This is a genomic window from Anaerobacillus sp. MEB173 (assembly GCF_052119505.1).
Taxonomy (GTDB): Bacteria; Bacillota; Bacilli; order Bacillales; family JBJMAU01; genus JBJMAU01.
The window spans coordinates 81,280-98,814 of the sequence record NZ_JBJMAU010000003.1 but is presented as its reverse complement, the minus strand read 5'-3'; the positions used below and the strand labels follow the sequence as shown (position 1 = coordinate 98,814).

Sequence of the window (17,535 nt, the reverse complement as noted above, 5' to 3'; positions counted from 1 at the left end):
CTCTTTTCTAATAAATAAAAATCAATTATGATAAAAAGGATATATCGACAAAGTAGAGAATATGTAGATAGTAGGACTGTTGATCATTGCAAAAATACAATGAAATGTGTCGAATGAGATGTGCGGTGTGAATCATTTAAGAATAATGATGAAAGGAGCGGGAGAGGATGGAGAAAAAAGAATGGTATTTAGAATATAAAATTCATAAAAACCGACCGGGGTTGCTTGGTGATATTTCATCGTTACTTGGAATGTTGGGAATAAACATTGTAACGATTAATGGTGTAGAAGATATGCGTCGCGGAATGCTATTACTTAGTGAAAATGATGAGCAAATTGAACGGTTTCGTACAATACTTGATACAGTTGACAATATAACAGTAACAAAAATAAGGGAACCCAAACTGCGGGATCGTTTGGCGATCAGACATGGGCATTATATAGAGCGTGATAATGATGAGAAAAATACATTTCGCTTTGTTCGTGACGAATTAGGAATTTTAGTAGATTTTATGGCGGAATTATTTAAAGTAGGAGGAAATCGTTTAATTGGTATACGGGGAATGCCCCGCGTAGGTAAAACAGAATCAGTTGTTGCAGCGAGTGTCTGTGCAAATAAACGGTGGTCATTTATCTCCTCAACTTTATTAAGACAAACAGTACGTAGTCAGTTAGCAGACGATGAGTTAACTGATGATCATATTTATATTATTGATGGTATTGTTTCAACGATGAGAGCTACAGAAAAGCATCGCACACTTGTACGGGATATAATGCGCCTATCGGCGACAAAGGTTATAGAGCATCCTGATATTTTTGTGAGAGAAACTGAATATTCTATTGAAGATTTTGATTATATTATTGAGCTTAGAAATGATGATTCAGAAGTAATTACATATGATATAGTCGATTCAGGCTTTTCATCTTTCGATATTAGTTAAGTAAGTAGGTGTTTACAAATGTCAGAAATAGGACTACGTCTTAAACAAGCACGGGAACAAAAGAATATTTCTCTCGATGAATTACAAGGGATAACCAAAATACAAAAGCGCTATTTAGCTGCAATTGAGGAAGGGCGTTTTAATTCCCTTCCAGGTCAATTCTATGCACGTGCTTTTGTAAAAAACTATGCGGAAGCAGTAGGGCTTGATCCTGAAGTTCTTTTTGAGGAACACGGGAATGAGTTGCCCAATCTTCGGACGGAAGCAACCGAAACCCCTCCTCGTATGCAACGTAAGAAAACAAAAGTTGAACCGACAAAATCAAGGATTGTGACGCTTCTTCCAGCTTTGCTAACATCCTTATTTATTATTGGTATTGCTTTTGGAGTGTGGTATTTCTATCAAGACGATGAAGCAGTAGAGGGTATTCCAAATACAGGAAACGAACAAACTGAAGCTGAATTTAATGATGATTTACCAGAAGGAGAAGCACCCGAGGAAACAAACGATACTGTGACTGAAGAAGTTCAAGCACCTGTAGAAGAAGAGCCTAAAGAAGTAGTTGAGGAGAAGCAACAAGTATTAACGGTTACTGATACAAAAGGGAAAAAGACGTTTTATGAATTAAGTGAAACGGATGAATTTAAAGTTGAAATTGAGTTTACCGGGAACAGCTATGTCGGGATTGCCAATGGAAAAGGGAACCCTTTTAAAGAAGCCATGGTTTATGAGGGGGAAACTTTAGTATATGATTTCTCTGGTGAGGAAACGATCTATTTCAACATTGGTGCGACAAATAATGTAAATATGAAAATTAATGAACAACCATTCAAATTTCCACAGGAAATTGTACACCAACAACTCGAAATTACATTCAAGAAAAATATATCACAATAATACCTTCGGAAGAAGTCATCAATGCAGGATGACTTCTTTTTTCTAATTTAAAATAGGGGTAAGTAAATTCTAAAAGTTCAATTACGTTACATGTGGGACAGTGCATTGTTGAAATTCATCAAAAGGTTTTAATTCTAAATTTTACATTCTAAATTCTAAATTCTACATTTTCTTTTTTGAAAGATATTGGTTGATTTAGGATGTAGAGGATGTTTTTATACAAATATGACGATAATATGATACAATAAAGTGATAATTGTTAAGGTGGAAAGGGTGAACGTCATGGCTAAAGAGCATTCTTTTGATATTGTTTCAGAAGTAAATATGCAGGAAGTGGACAATGCCATACAACAAGCAGTAAAAGAAATCAAGACTCGCTATGATTTTAAAGGTTCGAAGAGTTCAATTGAACGGACGAATGATGGGCAAATAACATTAATATCGGACGATGAATATAAGCTTGAAAGTGTTATTGATGTTTTAAAAGGAAAGTTTATTAAGCGTGGTTTATCGCAAAAGTCGATGGATTTTGGTAAAATTGAAAAAGCTTCGGGTGGGACTGTACGACAAGTGATCACTCTTGTTTCAGGAATTAGTGCTGATCGGTCAAAGGTCATTACGAAACTGATTCGAGATTCAAAAATAAAAGTAAAAGCTCAAATACAAAATGAACAAATACGCGTTACAGGAAAAAATATTGACGACCTTCAACAAGTCATCCAATTGATAAAGGAACAAGACTTGGAGTTTCCAGTTCAATATATTAATATGCGTTAATTTGGGAGGATACTCGTGAACTTACCTAATAAAATCACAATCTCAAGAATAATGATGATACCAGTATTTATGATTTTATTACTGGCTCCAATCGATTTAGGTACAGTTGGTATGTTAGATGCTACTATTCCGATCCCCCACTTAATCGCGGCACTAATTTTTATTGTTGCAGCAAGTACGGATTGGTTAGATGGTTATTATGCAAGAAAACATAACTTAGTAACAAATTTGGGGAAATTTTTGGATCCGTTAGCGGACAAATTGCTTATCACTGCTGCACTTATATGTCTTGTGGAATTGCAGTTCTTAGCTGCTTGGATTGCTATTGTAATCGTTAGTCGAGAATTTGCTGTCACAGGGGTTCGTCTAGTTGCAGCTGCGGATGGTTCTGTTATTGCAGCCAGTCCACTAGGAAAGCTGAAAACAGTATTTCAAATTATTGCCGTTTCGGCACTCCTGTTACATAATCTCCCATTTGAGTGGATTGGTTTTCCGTTTGCTACGATTATGATATGGCTTGCGGCAATTATGACAATAGTTTCAGGATGGGATTATTTTGCTAAAAACAAACATATCTTGTTAAAGTCTGAATAAGGCTATCAATCTTACATCATTGAGGTGTACATATGAATGCAGAAATTATTGCAATTGGCTCTGAGCTTCTACTCGGGCAAATTGTGAATTCGAATGCTCAGTTTTTATCCAAACAACTAGCAGAATTAGGGATTAACGTTTATTACCATACTGTTGTTGGAGATAACGGCAGCAGGCTTTCTGACGTTATAAATCATGCTAAGAAACGAGCTGATTTAATTATTTTTACAGGCGGACTTGGTCCGACAAAGGATGATTTAACGAAAGAAACGATTGCTGCCGTTTTAAACCGAAAACTTGTACTTGACAAAGTAGCATTGACGAGAATCGAGGAATACTTTTCCCGTCGTGGTCGAGTCATGACGGAAAATAACAAAAAACAGGCAGTCATTATTGAAGGTTCAAAAGTTCTCCCTAATGATAATGGGATGGCACCAGGAATGGTGTTTACAGAAAATGAAATTACTTATTTACTTTTACCTGGGCCTCCAAAGGAAATGCAGCCTATGTTTCTATCTTATGCAAAAGGTTATTTAAGTGCTGAGGTAGGGGGCTCATCTATTATCATTTCAAGGGTACTACGATTTTATGATATTGGTGAATCACAATTAGAAACAGAACTTGAAGATTTACTTGATCAGCAAACCAATCCAACGATTGCTCCCTTAGCCGGGAATGGTGACGTAACAATACGATTAACAGTCAAACATGATTCAGAAGAAGTGGCAGAAAGTCTGCTAAATGAAACTGAAGAGAAAATTATGAAGCGGGTTGGGGAATTTTTTTATGGTTATGATAACAGTAGTTTAACTGAAGTGGCATTTGAACTATTAAAAAAGAAGAAAATGAGCATTGCTAGTGCAGAAAGTTTAACTGGAGGACTGTTTGGTAAAAGGTTAACATCGTACCCAGGATCGTCGTCAACCTATGCCGGTGGAATTCTTTGTTATACGAATGAAGTAAAACGAGATCTTCTTCACATACCTGCACAATTACTCGAAACTTCTGGAGCGATCAGTAAGGAATGTGCCCAATTAATGGCAGAGCATGTTCGTGAAAAGCTTCTTACCGATATTGGAATTAGCTTCACGGGAGTAGCAGGACCTTCTAAGAGCGAAGGAAAAGAAGTTGGTACTGTATTTATCGGGATTGCCTATAAAAATAAGCCTACAGTTGTATACTCATTACGATTAGCGGGAAATCGTGATGAAATTAGAAATCGAACTGTTAAGTACGGATTTTATTATCTTTTGAAAGAACTTAAAAAAGGTGGAAACAATATATGAGTTATTTTGATGATTTTCAAGTATCTGAAACAATAAAAAAAGCAATTAAAGACATGGGGTTTGAGGCCCCGTCTCCAATTCAGGAAAAAGTAATTCCAGTTATTTTAGAAGGTGTTGATGTTATTGGACAGGCCCAAACTGGTACAGGGAAGACGGCAGCGTTTGGTATTCCAGTAATCGATAAAATTACTGAAGATCCTTATGTCCAATCGTTAATTTTAACCCCGACGAGGGAGTTGGCTATTCAAGTGGCCGGAGAATTACAAAAGCTTTCAAAGTACAAACGAATTGTTACTTTACCAATATATGGCGGTCAATCAATTGGACATCAGATTCGTGCACTAAAACAAGGGGTCCATGTTGTAATTGGTACACCAGGGCGCGTGATCGATCATTTGCGCCGTAAAACACTACATTTGGATAAAGTACATACCGTAGTTTTGGATGAAGCAGATGAAATGCTGGATATGGGTTTTGTTGAAGATATTGAATCGATTTTAAAGCAAGTAAATACTGAAAGACAGACATTACTGTTCTCAGCGACAATGCCGCCTGCGATTAAGAAGTTATCTTATAAATATATGAACAAGCCGAGAGTCGTCTCGATTAACAAGGGCGAAGTAACGGCACCATTAATTGACCAAGTATATTATAAAGTGCTGGAACGAAATAAACTAGATTCACTATGTCGTATCATCGACAGTGAAGAAATTGAATTAGGAATCCTGTTTTGCCGAACGAAAAAAGGGGTTGCTGAACTAACTGAGGCGCTTCAAGCTCGTGGGTATATGGCAGATGGTCTGCATGGGGATTTAACTCAATCACAGCGTGATAGTGTGATGAAGAAGTTTCGTGAGAATAGCATTGAATTTTTAGTTGCTACAGATGTTGCAGCCCGTGGTATTGATGTTGATAATGTAAGCCATGTTATTAACTTTGATATTCCACAAGATCCTGAGAGTTATGTACACCGCATTGGTCGTACTGGTCGTGCGGGCCGCAAAGGATTAGCGTTAACACTCGTTACCCCGCGTGAAATGAAGCACCTTCGTTCAATTGAGACAGAAATAAAAATGTCAATTCCTTCACAAAACTTACCTACAATTGAAGAGGTAGTTGAAAAGCAACAAGAATCTTGGAAAAAGCAAATTAGTAATACAATTGAGGAAAATAAAGAACTAGAATTATATGATCAATTAGTAAAGGATGTCGTTGCTCAGCATGAACCAGAACAGATCATAAGAGCATTGATGAAAATAGCATTTTCTAATGATAATACGTATGAAGATGATACGTATAACTTTGGTGAAACTGGTGGTGCCAAAGGAATGGTTCGTTTCTTTATTAATGTCGGTCGCAATGTAAATATGAGTCCGAAAATTTTAATCGAGGAAATTTCCGAATTAGTAGGGATCCCAGGTAAAGCAATAGGACGTATCGATATTTTTGATAAATTTACATTTGTCGAAGTGCCAGAAGATGTGGCTCCGTTTGTTTATGAAGCATTACGTTATTCAAAAATAAATGGTGCCCGTGTTAATCTTGAGCCAGCCAAGCCACGTCCAAAAAGAGAGAGAAATAAACAGCAAAGCTGAGTCATCTGACTCAGTTTTGTCTTTCTTTAGAAGGATTATTTTATTGGAATGAATTAGCACGAATAAATGTTCGATAAAAGTATTGGCAAATGACAAAAAACAAGTTATGATTAGATAGAGAAGGAAACGTAATCCCGTAAGTTTGTGACATTACGTGAAGGCGGGAATTGAAATAGTAAGGAGAGATGATCAGTGAGTGACCGTAAGGCTGCTTTAGATATGGCATTAAGACAAATTGAGAAGCAATTTGGTAAAGGTTCAATTATGAAATTAGGGGAGCAAGTAGAACAACGTATCTCAACAATTTCAAGTGGAGCGTTGGCTTTGGACATAGCTTTAGGTGTCGGAGGATATCCAAGAGGAAGAATTATTGAAGTGTATGGACCTGAATCTTCAGGTAAAACAACGGTCGCTCTTCATGCGATTGCAGAAGTTCAACGAAACGGCGGACAAGCTGCATTTATTGATGCTGAGCATGCACTTGATCCGGTTTATGCTGAAAAATTAGGTGTAAATATCGATGAGTTGTTACTATCACAGCCAGATACAGGAGAGCAGGCATTAGAAATTGCAGAAGCACTTGTACGTAGTGGAGCTGTTGATATCCTTGTTATAGACTCGGTTGCTGCGCTTGTACCTAAGGCAGAAATTGAAGGTGAAATGGGGGATAGTCACGTTGGTTTACAAGCCCGTCTCATGTCTCAAGCACTCCGTAAATTATCTGGTGCGATCAATAAATCAAAAACAATTGCAATATTCATTAACCAAATTCGTGAAAAAGTCGGAATAATGTTCGGTAATCCTGAGACAACTCCAGGTGGAAGAGCATTAAAGTTCTATTCTTCTGTTCGTCTTGAAGTTCGTAGGGCTGAACAATTAAAGCAAGGTAATGATGTTGTTGGGAATAAAACGAAGATCAAAGTCGTTAAGAACAAAGTGGCTCCTCCGTTCAGACAAGCTGAAGTAGATATTATGTACGGAGAAGGAATTTCTCGTGAAGGATCACTTATTGATATTGGCTCAGAGTTAGATATTGTTCAAAAGAGTGGTGCATGGTACTCATTTAATGAAGAACGTCTTGGTCAAGGACGGGAAAATGCGAAGCAGTTTTTAAAGGAGAACCCTGATATTACTGCGGAAATCGAAGCCATGATTCGTGAACATCATAATTTAGATGGTGAAACGAAAGTAGAGGCACCTGCCGAGACAGATGACCTTTCTTTAGAACTTAAATAACTTCTAAAATGGGGTAGGCACTGTAATAGTGCTTACTCTTTTTTGAATTTTAAGGATTGATAACTTACGAGAAGATAGGACAAAGTAAAACCTGAGGAGAAAATGTAGCTAGCTAACCAAAAAAATCTTTCTCGGGAAATTATCTTAGTATAGTTGATTTGGCGGTATTTTATTAGAAGTATACGAGACTGTGTCAATTGACAGTGCTTGACAATAAAAAAATCCAACTATACAATTAGATGGAATACTGTATATAAAATTTTTACAAAATGTTAATTGTGTTTCACACATACACAATCGTAATGTAACAGTATGACAATAATGAAATGATGGAACCAACAATAGGATAGCAAGAGGAGGTGAAAGATATGAATACTTTTGTCATCTCCATTTTGCTTGTTGTCTCTGCAGTTTTAGGTGCAGTTGTTGGATATCTTGTTCGAAGATCCATTGCAGAAGCGAAAATTTCTAGTGCGGAGAATGCAGCGAAACAAATTGTTGAGGATGCAAAGCGTGAGGCAGAAGCGAGTAAGAAGGAAGCAATCCTTGAAGCGAAGGATGAAAACCACAAACTTAGAACGGATGCTGAACGTGAGATTCGTGAAAGAAGGAATGAGATTCAAAAACAAGAGAATCGTTTGGTTCAAAAAGAAGAGATCCTTGACCGTAAGAGCGAGACCTTAGATAAAAAAGAGGAATCCTTGGACAAGAGAGAGGAAGCTCTCACCAAAAAACAACGACATATTGAAGAGATGGATAGCAAAGTGGAGGAAATCTTGAATCAACAGCAAGCTGTTCTGCAGCAGATTTCTGGGCTTACGAAAGAAGAAGCTAGACAAATCATTATGCAGGAAACGGAAAAGGATTTGAAACAAGAAACTGCAATAATGATTAAAGATTATGTAAGCCGTGCTAAAGAGGAAGCTGAGAAACAAGCGAAAGAAATTGTTTCACTTGCGATTCAACGTTGTTCGGCCGATCACGTTTCTGAAACAACAGTTTCAGTAGTGAACTTACCGAATGATGAGATGAAAGGTCGTATTATCGGACGTGAAGGGAGAAACATACGTGCTCTTGAAACGTTAACTGGGATTGACCTTATCATTGATGATACTCCAGAGGCTGTAATTTTATCAGGCTTTGATCCAATTCGTCGTGAAATCGCTCGTACAGCTCTTGAAAAGCTTGTTCAAGATGGCCGTATTCATCCAGCTCGTATTGAAGAAATGGTCGATAAATCTCGTCGAGAAGTTGATAAAGCAATTCGGGAATATGGTGAACAAACAACCTTTGAAATGGGAATTCACGGCTTACATCCAGACTTAATTAAAATATTAGGTCGTCTTAAATTTAGAACGAGTTATGGACAAAATGTCCTGAAACACTCAATGGAAGTGGCTTATTTAACTGGATTAATGGCTTCAGAACTTGGTGAGGATGTTCAACTTGCCAGACGTGCAGGTCTCCTTCACGATATAGGGAAAGCAATTGACCATGAAGTTGAAGGAAGTCATGTTGAAATTGGTGTTGAATTGGCAACAAAATATAAAGAACATCCAGTCGTAATTAACAGTATTGCTTCTCATCATGGTGATACAGAAGCAACATCTATAATTGCAACATTAGTTGCTGCAGCTGACGCATTATCTGCTGCAAGGCCTGGTGCTAGACGTGAAACGTTAGAAACGTATATTCGTCGTCTCGAAAAACTAGAGGAGATCTCTGAGTCATTTGATGGCGTAGAAAAGACATATGCAATCCAAGCAGGACGAGAAGTCCGTATTATGGTAAAACCTGATATGGTTGATGATGCTTCATCATATCGTCTAGCACGGGATATTACAAAAAGAATAGAAGAAGAGCTTGACTATCCTGGTCACATTAAAGTTACAGTTATTCGTGAAACTAGGGCAGTTGAGTATGCGAAATAAAGTGGTCTTGACCACTTTATTTTTTTTGAAGATGTCTAGCGCAAGCGTCTAGCCGAGTAAGGTGCTTGCGTTTTTCTTACTTTTCTATTGGTTTTTACTAAATGGCTATGTTATGGTAAAGTACAGTCAAAACTCAATTGTTTATTGATACATAAATGAGAAGTGAGGTTAATATTCATGAGGATTTTATTTATTGGGGATGTTGTTGGATCTCCAGGACGTAATATGATAACAACGTATTTACCGAGATTGAAACAGAAGTATCGTCCAACATTAACAATCGTAAATGGGGAGAATTCAGCAAGTGGAAGAGGAATCACGGAAAAGATTTTTAAAAGCTTTTTAGATGCAGGTGCACAAGCAGTTACACTAGGTAACCATGCTTGGGATAACCGCGAGATTTTTGAATTTATTGATAACACGTCGTTATTAGTCCGACCAGCAAATTTCCCTGAAGGAGCACCAGGGATTGGAAGTACATTAGTTAGAGTAAATGACATAGAATTTGGAGTTATTAATTTACAAGGACGAACTTTTTTACCGCCGTTAGATTGCCCATTTAAAAAAGCTGATGAACTTGTAACAAAGCTTCGCAAGAAAACACCTTATATTTTTGTTGATTTCCATGCTGAGGCAACCAGTGAAAAGCAAGCAATGGGTTGGTATTTAGATGGTCGTGTAACTGCTGTTGTTGGAACGCATACGCATGTTCAAACAGCAGATAATCGTGTATTACCTAAAGGAACAGGATATATTAGTGATGTCGGCATGACAGGTCCTTATGATGGAATATTAGGGATGGAAAGAGATGCGGTGCTTAATAAATTCTTAACAAATTTGCCGGTGAGGTTTGAAGTGACAAAGGGTAGGGAACAATTGAATGGTGTAGTTATCGATGTTGATGAAAAGACAGGTGCGGCACGTTCGGTACAACGGATCCTTATTAATGAAGATCACCCTTATTTCGAATAATTTTATTTTTTAGGAATTGTTTGAAAATTTTCTTCTAATTTGCAGGAATACAACATAATTTAGTGAATATAGATAAAGTGGCATCATTCATCATTAAGGAGGTCTAAGAAATGGAAATATTAAAAGTTTCAGCAAAATCTAATCCAAATTCTGTAGCGGGTGCGTTAGCAGGAGTTATTCGAGAGCGAGGCGCAGCTGAAATTCAAGCTATAGGTGCTGGGGCCTTAAATCAATCAGTGAAGGCAATTGCTATTGCCAGAGGATTTGTAGCTCCAAGTGGTATTGATCTCATTTGTATCCCTGCCTTTACCGATATCGAAATTGATGGTGAAGAACGTACGGCAATAAAATTAATAGTGGAGCCACGCTAAATAAGGATGCTACCTGTTTGTTTATGATTGAACAAGCAGGTTTTTTCTTTTGTTGTTTATTAAGAGTATTAAACTGAAAGAATAGGCAAGTAATCAAACGGATGAAAGTATAGTAAAATAATATTTAGGGTGTTTTGTTTTACTATAAATAGGGAAAGGATAAAGTATATGAAAATCTTTGATGCTCATTGTGATGCATTACTTAAGCTTTGGGAAAATCGTCAGCAGTCATTTACCAATTCTCCTGACCTACATGTCAATCAAACGTATTTAGAAGATGCTGGAAGTAAAATACAATGCTTTGCAATTTATATCCCTGAGTCAATACCGATGTCACGAAAATTTGATGTTGCTATTGAAATGATTGATATTTTTTATGAAAAGGTCGCCAATCCGCAAGGCAATATTAAATTGGTTACAGCTAAGTCGCAAATTGGACAATTGAAAAACGGAGAAATTGGAGCCATACTCACATTAGAAGGGTGTGATGCGATTGGTTCTGAGATTGAAAAACTTCGGACCCTTTATAAGTTAGGTGTTACTTCGGTTGGTTTAACGTGGAATTATGCTAATTTAGTTGCTGATGGAGTATTAGAAAAAAGAGGGGCCGGTTTGACGAAATTTGGAAAAGAGGTTGTACTGGAAAATAATAAGAACACCATTTGGACTGATGTTTCACATCTAAGTGAAAAAGGTTTTTGGGAAACAATTGAGCTTGCTGATTTTCCTATTGCTTCGCATTCAAATGCAAAGGCCATAACAAAACATCCACGAAATTTAACAGATAGCCAAATAAAAGCGCTGATTAAAAAGAAAGGTATGATTGGTATCACCTTTGTTCCGCCATTCTTAACAAATAATAATAGTGCAAGCATAAAAGATATACTCAACCATATCGATCACGTTTGTTCTTTAGGAGGAGCAAACCACATTGGTTTTGGATCTGACTTTGATGGGATAGATGAAACAGTACAAAACCTACATAATTTTCGTTGTTATCAACAATTAATTGAAATTCTATTAAAGCACTACTCTGTGTCATTTGTAAACGCAATATGTTACAAGAATTTTGTCGATAATTATCCAAGAGTGTAAAAACGCAAAAAAAATTCAGTATTCTGTAACATTTCTGTCAGAAGTTATTGCTTTTTTCTACAGTTAGGTCTATTATTGTAATCGTTTAGAGTATTATTTTCATTTTTTAAAAGTAAAAAAATGAGCAGTATTTCTAGTGATTTACTTGGAAAAATGTTACACTATGTTTAGATTTTAATAACTACACATTGTCATTTACGAAAAGCTAGAAGGGGTGGAGACTATGATCAATCAACTTTCATGGAAAGTTGGCGGACAGCAAGGGGAAGGTATCGAAAGTACCGGAGAAATTTTTGCAATAGCGCTTAATCGTTTAGGCTATTACTTATACGGGTATCGTCACTTTTCTTCTCGTATTAAAGGAGGACATACGAATAATAAAATTCGTGTGAGTACAAAACAAATCAATTCGATTTCTGATGATTTAGATATATTAGTGGCCTTTGACCAGGAAACAATTGATGTGAACATCCATGAACTTAGAGAAGGCGGACTAGTTATTGGTGATGCAAAATTCAGTCCGAAACTTCCTGAAGGATCAAATGCAGCGTTGTATGCGGTTCCATTTACAGAAATTGCGACTGAGCTTGGAACATCCTTAATGAAAAACATGGTAGCAGTTGGAGTGTCTAGTGCTATTCTTGGAATCGAAGTTGAATCGTATCGTGAAGTTGTTGAAGAAATCTTCTCGAAAAAAGGATCTTCAGTTGTTGAAAAGAATATGAATGCAATCCAACGAGGTGCTGACTATTTCAAAGAGTTAGCGGGTGAAGCACTTGCTGCTTTCCAACTTGAAAAAGCAGATGGAAAAAAACGTATGTTTATGATTGGTAATGATGCAATCGCACTAGGCGCATTAGCTGGTGGAGCACGTTTCATGCCTGCATATCCTATTACACCTGCATCAGAGATTATGGAATACTTAATTAAAAAGCTGCCGGAATATGGTGGAACTGTAATCCAAACAGAAGATGAAATTGCTGCTTGTACGATGGCAATTGGAGGAAACTACGCTGGCGTACGAACTCTTACTGCATCTGCTGGACCTGGATTATCTCTTATGATGGAAGCGATTGGTTTATCTGGTATTACTGAGACTCCGCTTGTTATTGTTGATACGCAACGTGGTGGTCCAAGTACTGGTCTTCCAACAAAACAAGAACAATCAGACTTAATGGCAATGATCTACGGTACACATGGTGAGATTCCAAAAGTTGTAATGACACCAAGTACAGTTGAAGAAGCATTTTACGATGCGATAGATGCGTTCAACATTGCTGAAGAATATCAAGTGCCAGTTATCCTTGTCACTGATTTAGCTTTATCATTAGGAAAACAGACGGTTGAACCGTTAGACTATAGCAAAATTCAAATTCGTCGTGGTAAATATGATCCACAGACAGAAGTAGCAGCTCATCCAGATGATGAGTACTTCAAACGTTATGAAGTAACAGAAGACGGTGTTTCTCCACGTGTTGTACCGGGACAGAAAAATGGTATTCACCATGTTACGGGTGTTGAGCACAGTGAAACAGGAAAACCATCAGAAAGTCCTGCTAACCGTAAGGCACAAATGGACAAGCGTTTACGTAAATTAAATACGTTACATGAGCGTTTTGATACTCCAGTATATTCAAATGCTCCACATGAAGAAGCTGACCTTCTTATTGTAGGAATTAACTCTACACGTGGAACAATTGATGAAGTGCTTCCTCGTCTAGAAGCGGACGGAGTGAAAGTAAACCATGCGCAAGTTCGTTTACTGCACCCATTCCCGGTTGATGAGTTTAAACCGTTAATGGACAAAGCGAAAAAAGTAGTTGTTATTGAGAATAATGCTACTGGTCAATTAGCGAATATCATTAAGATGAGCTGCGGCGGTGGAGAGAAAATTAAAAATATTCTTAAGTATGATGGAAATCCATTCCTACCAGCCGAAATTCATAATCAATGCAAGGAGTTGGTTTAAGTGGCAACATTCAAAGATTTTCGAAATAATGTAAAGCCAAACTGGTGCCCAGGTTGTGGTGACTTCTCAATACAAGCAGCAATGCAACGTGCAGCTGCAAACGTTGGTTTGGAGCCAGAAAACCTTGCTGTGATTTCAGGAATTGGATGTTCTGGTCGTATCTCTGGATATATTAATGCGTACGGATTCCACGGAATTCATGGACGTTCATTACCTATTGCCCAAGGTGTTAAAATGGCAAATAAAGACTTAACAGTTATTGCTTCTGGTGGTGACGGCGATGGTTTTGCAATCGGAATGGGGCATACAATTCATGCCATCCGACGTAACATTGATATCACATATATTGTTATGGATAACCATATTTATGGTTTAACGAAAGGTCAAACTTCACCACGAAGTGAAGTTGGATTTAAAACGAAAAGTACTCCAGGCGGTTCAATTGAATCTCAATTAAATGTTATGGAGTTAGCATTAAGTTCTGGAGCTGGATTTGTTGCACAAAGTTTCTCTAGTGACTTAAAAGAGTTAACATCTCTCATTGAGCAAGGGATTAAGCATAAGGGATTCTCTCTCATTAACGTATTTAGCCCGTGTGTAACATTTAATAAGGTTAACACATATGACTTCTTTAAAGAGAACTTAACTAAGCTTGATTCAATCGAAGGTTATGATCCTCACGATCGTAACAAAGCTATGAATACTTTGATGGAATACAACGGATTAGTATCAGGGCTTATTTATCAAAACACTGAACAACCTTCATATCAAGAACTAGTAAAAGGCTATGCGGATACTCCATTATCAGCACAAGACCTTACAATTGAAGAAGAGAAGTTCAATAAGCTCGTAGCAGAATTTATGTAAGCGAACAATAGCCAAGGGTGCAGACAGACCCTTGGCTATTTTTATATTCAATGGTTTATATGGTATTTATGATTTTGTCAATATAGTTTTATTGAAAATTTTTAATCGTTAACAAAAATGTAGAAAAATAGCAATAATCTTATCAATATTTAATATTTTTATCATGGTAGAATAATATTACATTGCAGTTAACAATTTGTTGGGGGGATTTACTATGTATACATTTTATTCACGTATTCTAGTAGCATATGATGGTTCTGAACTTAGTAAGAAAGCGTTAGAAATGACCAAGAAACTAGCAAATCAAGATGAGAAAATTGAAATTCATGTTGTGAGTGTTGTTACGCCAATCAATGCCGGAGCTGAGTTTGGTATTCCATATGAACATATTCGTATTGAGCAGCAAAAGAAAGTACAAGAGTTGTTAGACGATGTAAAAGTATCATTGGAAGATCTACCGAATAAAAAAGAAATTGTCATGCTTAAAGGCCGACCAGCAGAGATGATTGTGGATTATGCAAAAAATCGTAATACGGATTTACTTGTGATCGGCAGTCGAGGGTTAAGTACATTTAAGGAAATTATTCTAGGAAGTGTGAGTCATAATGTTGTTCAGCATGCACCGTGCCCAGTTCTTGTAGCGAAATAAAGACTTTCTGTTCATACCCCTTCTGAAAACCTCCATTATTTATGGAGGTTTTTTGGATGATATTTCATTGTTTTTAAACAGGTTGTTTAAAATTGCGTAAACCTTTATACTATGTTATTGTGCAGGTTTTATTCTTACATGTGTAATTTGAAAGGAGATTGTTATGAACGAAGAACAAAAAAAACAAGCAACAATGATTGAGGTAAATTTTTCTGCGGACAAAAAATCCAGCCAGAAAAAAGATTATGCAAGCTATTTCCAGACAACGTATACGCCGCCTAACTACAAGGAAGCAAAACGCCGTGGTAAAGAGGATGTACAAGTCCACTATGATTTCTCAATTCCTGAAGAATTAAAAAGCCTAGGAAACGGGAAGAAGTTTTTAATTCGAACGTACGGATGCCAGATGAACGAACATGATTCAGAAAATATGGCTGGAATTTTGTTAGATATGGGGTATGAACCTACTGCTGAAACAGAAGATGCTGATATTATTTTAATTAATACATGTGCTGTTCGTGAGAATGCCGAAAACAAAGTGTTTGGTGAAATTGGTAACCTAAAGCAGTTAAAGTTAGAAAAGCCTGAGTTAATCATTGGGGTTTGCGGCTGTATGTCTCAAGAAGAAGGAGTCGTTAATCGAATCCTTCAAAAGCATCAGCAAGTCGATCTTATCTTTGGAACTCATAATATTCACCGTTTACCTCATTTAATTAAAGAGGCTTACTTTGGTAAGGAAATGGTTGTTGAAGTATGGTCTAAAGAAGGAGATATTATTGAGAACATGCCTCGGGCTCGTAAGGGAAGGCTTCAAGGCTGGGTCAATATTATGTACGGATGTGATAAATTCTGTACGTATTGTATCGTTCCTTATACACGTGGTAAAGAACGTAGTCGCCGTCCAGAAGATATTATTGAGGAAGTTCGTCATTTAGCTCGATTAGGCTATAAGGAAGTTACGTTACTTGGTCAAAATGTAAACGCCTACGGAAAAGATTTAGAAGGTATGAATTACGGCTTAGGTCATTTAATGGATGAAATTCGTAAAATTGATATACCTAGAGTGAGATTTACAACAAGTCATCCGAAAGACTTTGACGATTATTTAATTGAAGTACTAGCAAAAGGCGGAAACTTAGTGGAGCATATTCACTTACCAGTACAACATGGAAATTCAGAGGTACTGAAGCTGATGGCCCGCAAATATACACGCGAAGAGTATATTGAATTGGCCCGTAAAATTAGATCAGCAATTCCACATGCTACGTTCACAACTGATTTAATTGTTGGGTTTCCAAACGAAACAGAGGAACAGTTCGAAGATACACTGTCACTTATACGTGAAATCGGTTATGATAGTGCATATACGTATATTTATTCCCCTCGTGAAGGGACTCCAGCTGCAAAAATGGAAGACAATGTTCCAATGGAAGTTAAGAAAGATCGTCTACAACGCTTAAATGCTGTTGTCAATGAATATTCAGCAAAAAGTAATTTAGCAATGAAGGATAAGATTGTTGATGTACTTGTTGAGGGGGAGAGCAAGAAAAATCCTGAAGTTTTAGCAGGACGCACACGTACTAACAAGCTTGTAAACTTCCGAGGGCCAAAATCGTTAATAGGGGAAATCGTAAATGTAAAAATCACCGATCCAAAAACATGGTCATTAAATGGTGAAATTATTGAATTAGCTGAGGTGGAGAAATAATGGAAAAAACAAAGTACACAAAAGAAGAAATCGTAGCAAAAGCAAGAGACTTGGCAAAAATGATTGCAGAAACTGAAGAAGTAGACTTTTTTACTCGTGCAGAACAACAAGTGAATTCAAACTTAAAAATTCAAGAGTTGATTGCTGAAATTAAAAAAGAACAAAAAGAAGCAGTGAACTTAAAACACTACGAAAAGCCTGAAGCATTAAAGAAAGTGGAAGAAAGAATTGATCAGTTAAATGATGAGCTTGATCAAATTCCTCTTGTTCAAGAGTTTAAGCGTAGTCAAATGAGTGTAAACAGTATTCTTCAGTTAGTAGCGACAACGATTTCGAATGAAGTAACGGATGAAATTATTCGTACAACAGGTGGAAACCTGCTTCATGGTTCAACAGGTGGAAACCCATTATATAACGAATGTAAAAATCATAAAGAATAGTTTTCGATTAAAAGAGTGCTGCACATGAGTGTAGTACTCTTTTTTGTTGAAAGTCTTAAGTTAAAAGTTGAAAGTGAAAGAGACTGATAAGCATGAAATGATATTTTTTCGCATATGCATTAACAGATAATGAAATTATTTATGATTTTTTTCTTAAAAGAGACACATCTTTTTCACCTCAGACATAGGCTAGAGTAACAGTGTAAG

16 protein-coding genes are annotated in these 17,535 nt (G+C 37.0%); all 16 read left to right on the top strand.

Features of this window, described 5'->3' with window-relative positions:
- Positions 1 to 167 precede the first annotated feature (167 nt).
- The 16 genes from ACJ2A9_RS08160 (at position 168) to ACJ2A9_RS08085 (ending at position 17,328) form a co-directional block, all read left to right on the top strand.
- The gene (locus tag ACJ2A9_RS08160; RefSeq protein WP_441421143.1) at positions 168 to 941 is read left to right on the top strand and encodes a DUF3388 domain-containing protein; all 774 of its coding nucleotides are present in this window, start codon (positions 168 to 170) and stop codon (positions 939 to 941) included.
- Between the two features lie 18 nt (positions 942 to 959).
- Positions 960 to 1,838 carry a RodZ domain-containing protein gene (locus ACJ2A9_RS08155; RefSeq protein ID WP_441421142.1) on the top strand — a complete coding sequence of 293 codons (879 nt, stop codon included), beginning with the start codon at positions 960 to 962 and terminating at the stop codon, positions 1,836 to 1,838.
- A 282-nt stretch (positions 1,839 to 2,120) separates the two neighbouring features.
- Positions 2,121 to 2,615, top strand: coding sequence for a YajQ family cyclic di-GMP-binding protein (locus ACJ2A9_RS08150; protein WP_441421141.1), 495 nt, complete (start codon positions 2,121 to 2,123; stop codon positions 2,613 to 2,615).
- A gap of 15 nt (positions 2,616 to 2,630) precedes the next feature.
- Complete coding sequence (pgsA, locus tag ACJ2A9_RS08145) at positions 2,631 to 3,209, top strand: CDP-diacylglycerol--glycerol-3-phosphate 3-phosphatidyltransferase (RefSeq protein WP_441421140.1); 579 nt, start codon at positions 2,631 to 2,633, stop codon at positions 3,207 to 3,209.
- A gap of 32 nt (positions 3,210 to 3,241) precedes the next feature.
- A complete protein-coding gene (locus ACJ2A9_RS08140; RefSeq protein WP_441421139.1) occupies positions 3,242 to 4,495 on the top strand; it encodes a competence/damage-inducible protein A in 1,254 nt (417 codons plus the stop codon).
- Complete coding sequence (locus ACJ2A9_RS08135) at positions 4,492 to 6,090, top strand: DEAD/DEAH box helicase (RefSeq protein ID WP_441421138.1); 1,599 nt, start codon at positions 4,492 to 4,494, stop codon at positions 6,088 to 6,090. The genes ACJ2A9_RS08140 and ACJ2A9_RS08135 overlap by 4 nt, the downstream gene beginning before the upstream one ends.
- A gap of 192 nt (positions 6,091 to 6,282) precedes the next feature.
- On the top strand, positions 6,283 to 7,326 hold the full coding sequence (recA, locus tag ACJ2A9_RS08130) for a recombinase RecA (RefSeq protein ID WP_441421137.1): 1,044 nt from the start codon (positions 6,283 to 6,285) through the stop codon (positions 7,324 to 7,326).
- Positions 7,327 to 7,694: 368 nt separating this feature from the next.
- Positions 7,695 to 9,257, top strand: a complete 1,563-nt coding sequence (gene rny, locus ACJ2A9_RS08125) for a ribonuclease Y (protein ID WP_441421136.1) — start codon at positions 7,695 to 7,697, stop codon at positions 9,255 to 9,257.
- Between the two features lie 177 nt (positions 9,258 to 9,434).
- Positions 9,435 to 10,229: a TIGR00282 family metallophosphoesterase gene (locus ACJ2A9_RS08120; RefSeq protein WP_441421135.1), complete on the top strand. Its 795-nt coding sequence runs from the start codon at positions 9,435 to 9,437 to the stop codon at positions 10,227 to 10,229.
- 110 nt (positions 10,230 to 10,339) lie between these two features.
- Positions 10,340 to 10,600 carry a stage V sporulation protein S gene (locus ACJ2A9_RS08115; RefSeq protein ID WP_441421134.1) on the top strand — a complete coding sequence of 87 codons (261 nt, stop codon included), beginning with the start codon at positions 10,340 to 10,342 and terminating at the stop codon, positions 10,598 to 10,600.
- Positions 10,601 to 10,768: 168 nt separating this feature from the next.
- On the top strand, positions 10,769 to 11,695 hold the full coding sequence (locus tag ACJ2A9_RS08110; RefSeq protein WP_441421133.1) for a dipeptidase: 927 nt from the start codon (positions 10,769 to 10,771) through the stop codon (positions 11,693 to 11,695).
- 223 nt (positions 11,696 to 11,918) lie between these two features.
- Complete coding sequence (locus tag ACJ2A9_RS08105; protein ID WP_441421132.1) at positions 11,919 to 13,664, top strand: 2-oxoacid:acceptor oxidoreductase subunit alpha; 1,746 nt, start codon at positions 11,919 to 11,921, stop codon at positions 13,662 to 13,664.
- Positions 13,665 to 14,531, top strand: a complete 867-nt coding sequence (locus ACJ2A9_RS08100; protein ID WP_441421131.1) for a 2-oxoacid:ferredoxin oxidoreductase subunit beta — start codon at positions 13,665 to 13,667, stop codon at positions 14,529 to 14,531.
- A gap of 214 nt (positions 14,532 to 14,745) precedes the next feature.
- Entirely contained in the window at positions 14,746 to 15,180 is a 435-nt protein-coding gene (locus ACJ2A9_RS08095; RefSeq protein WP_441421130.1) for a universal stress protein, read from the top strand.
- A 163-nt stretch (positions 15,181 to 15,343) separates the two neighbouring features.
- Positions 15,344 to 16,888 carry a tRNA (N6-isopentenyl adenosine(37)-C2)-methylthiotransferase MiaB gene (gene miaB, locus ACJ2A9_RS08090; RefSeq protein WP_441421129.1) on the top strand — a complete coding sequence of 515 codons (1,545 nt, stop codon included), beginning with the start codon at positions 15,344 to 15,346 and terminating at the stop codon, positions 16,886 to 16,888.
- A complete protein-coding gene (locus ACJ2A9_RS08085) occupies positions 16,888 to 17,328 on the top strand; it encodes a RicAFT regulatory complex protein RicA family protein (protein ID WP_441421128.1) in 441 nt (146 codons plus the stop codon). Before miaB ends, ACJ2A9_RS08085 begins: the two co-directional genes overlap by 1 nt.
- The last annotated feature ends 207 nt before the right edge of the window (positions 17,329 to 17,535 follow it).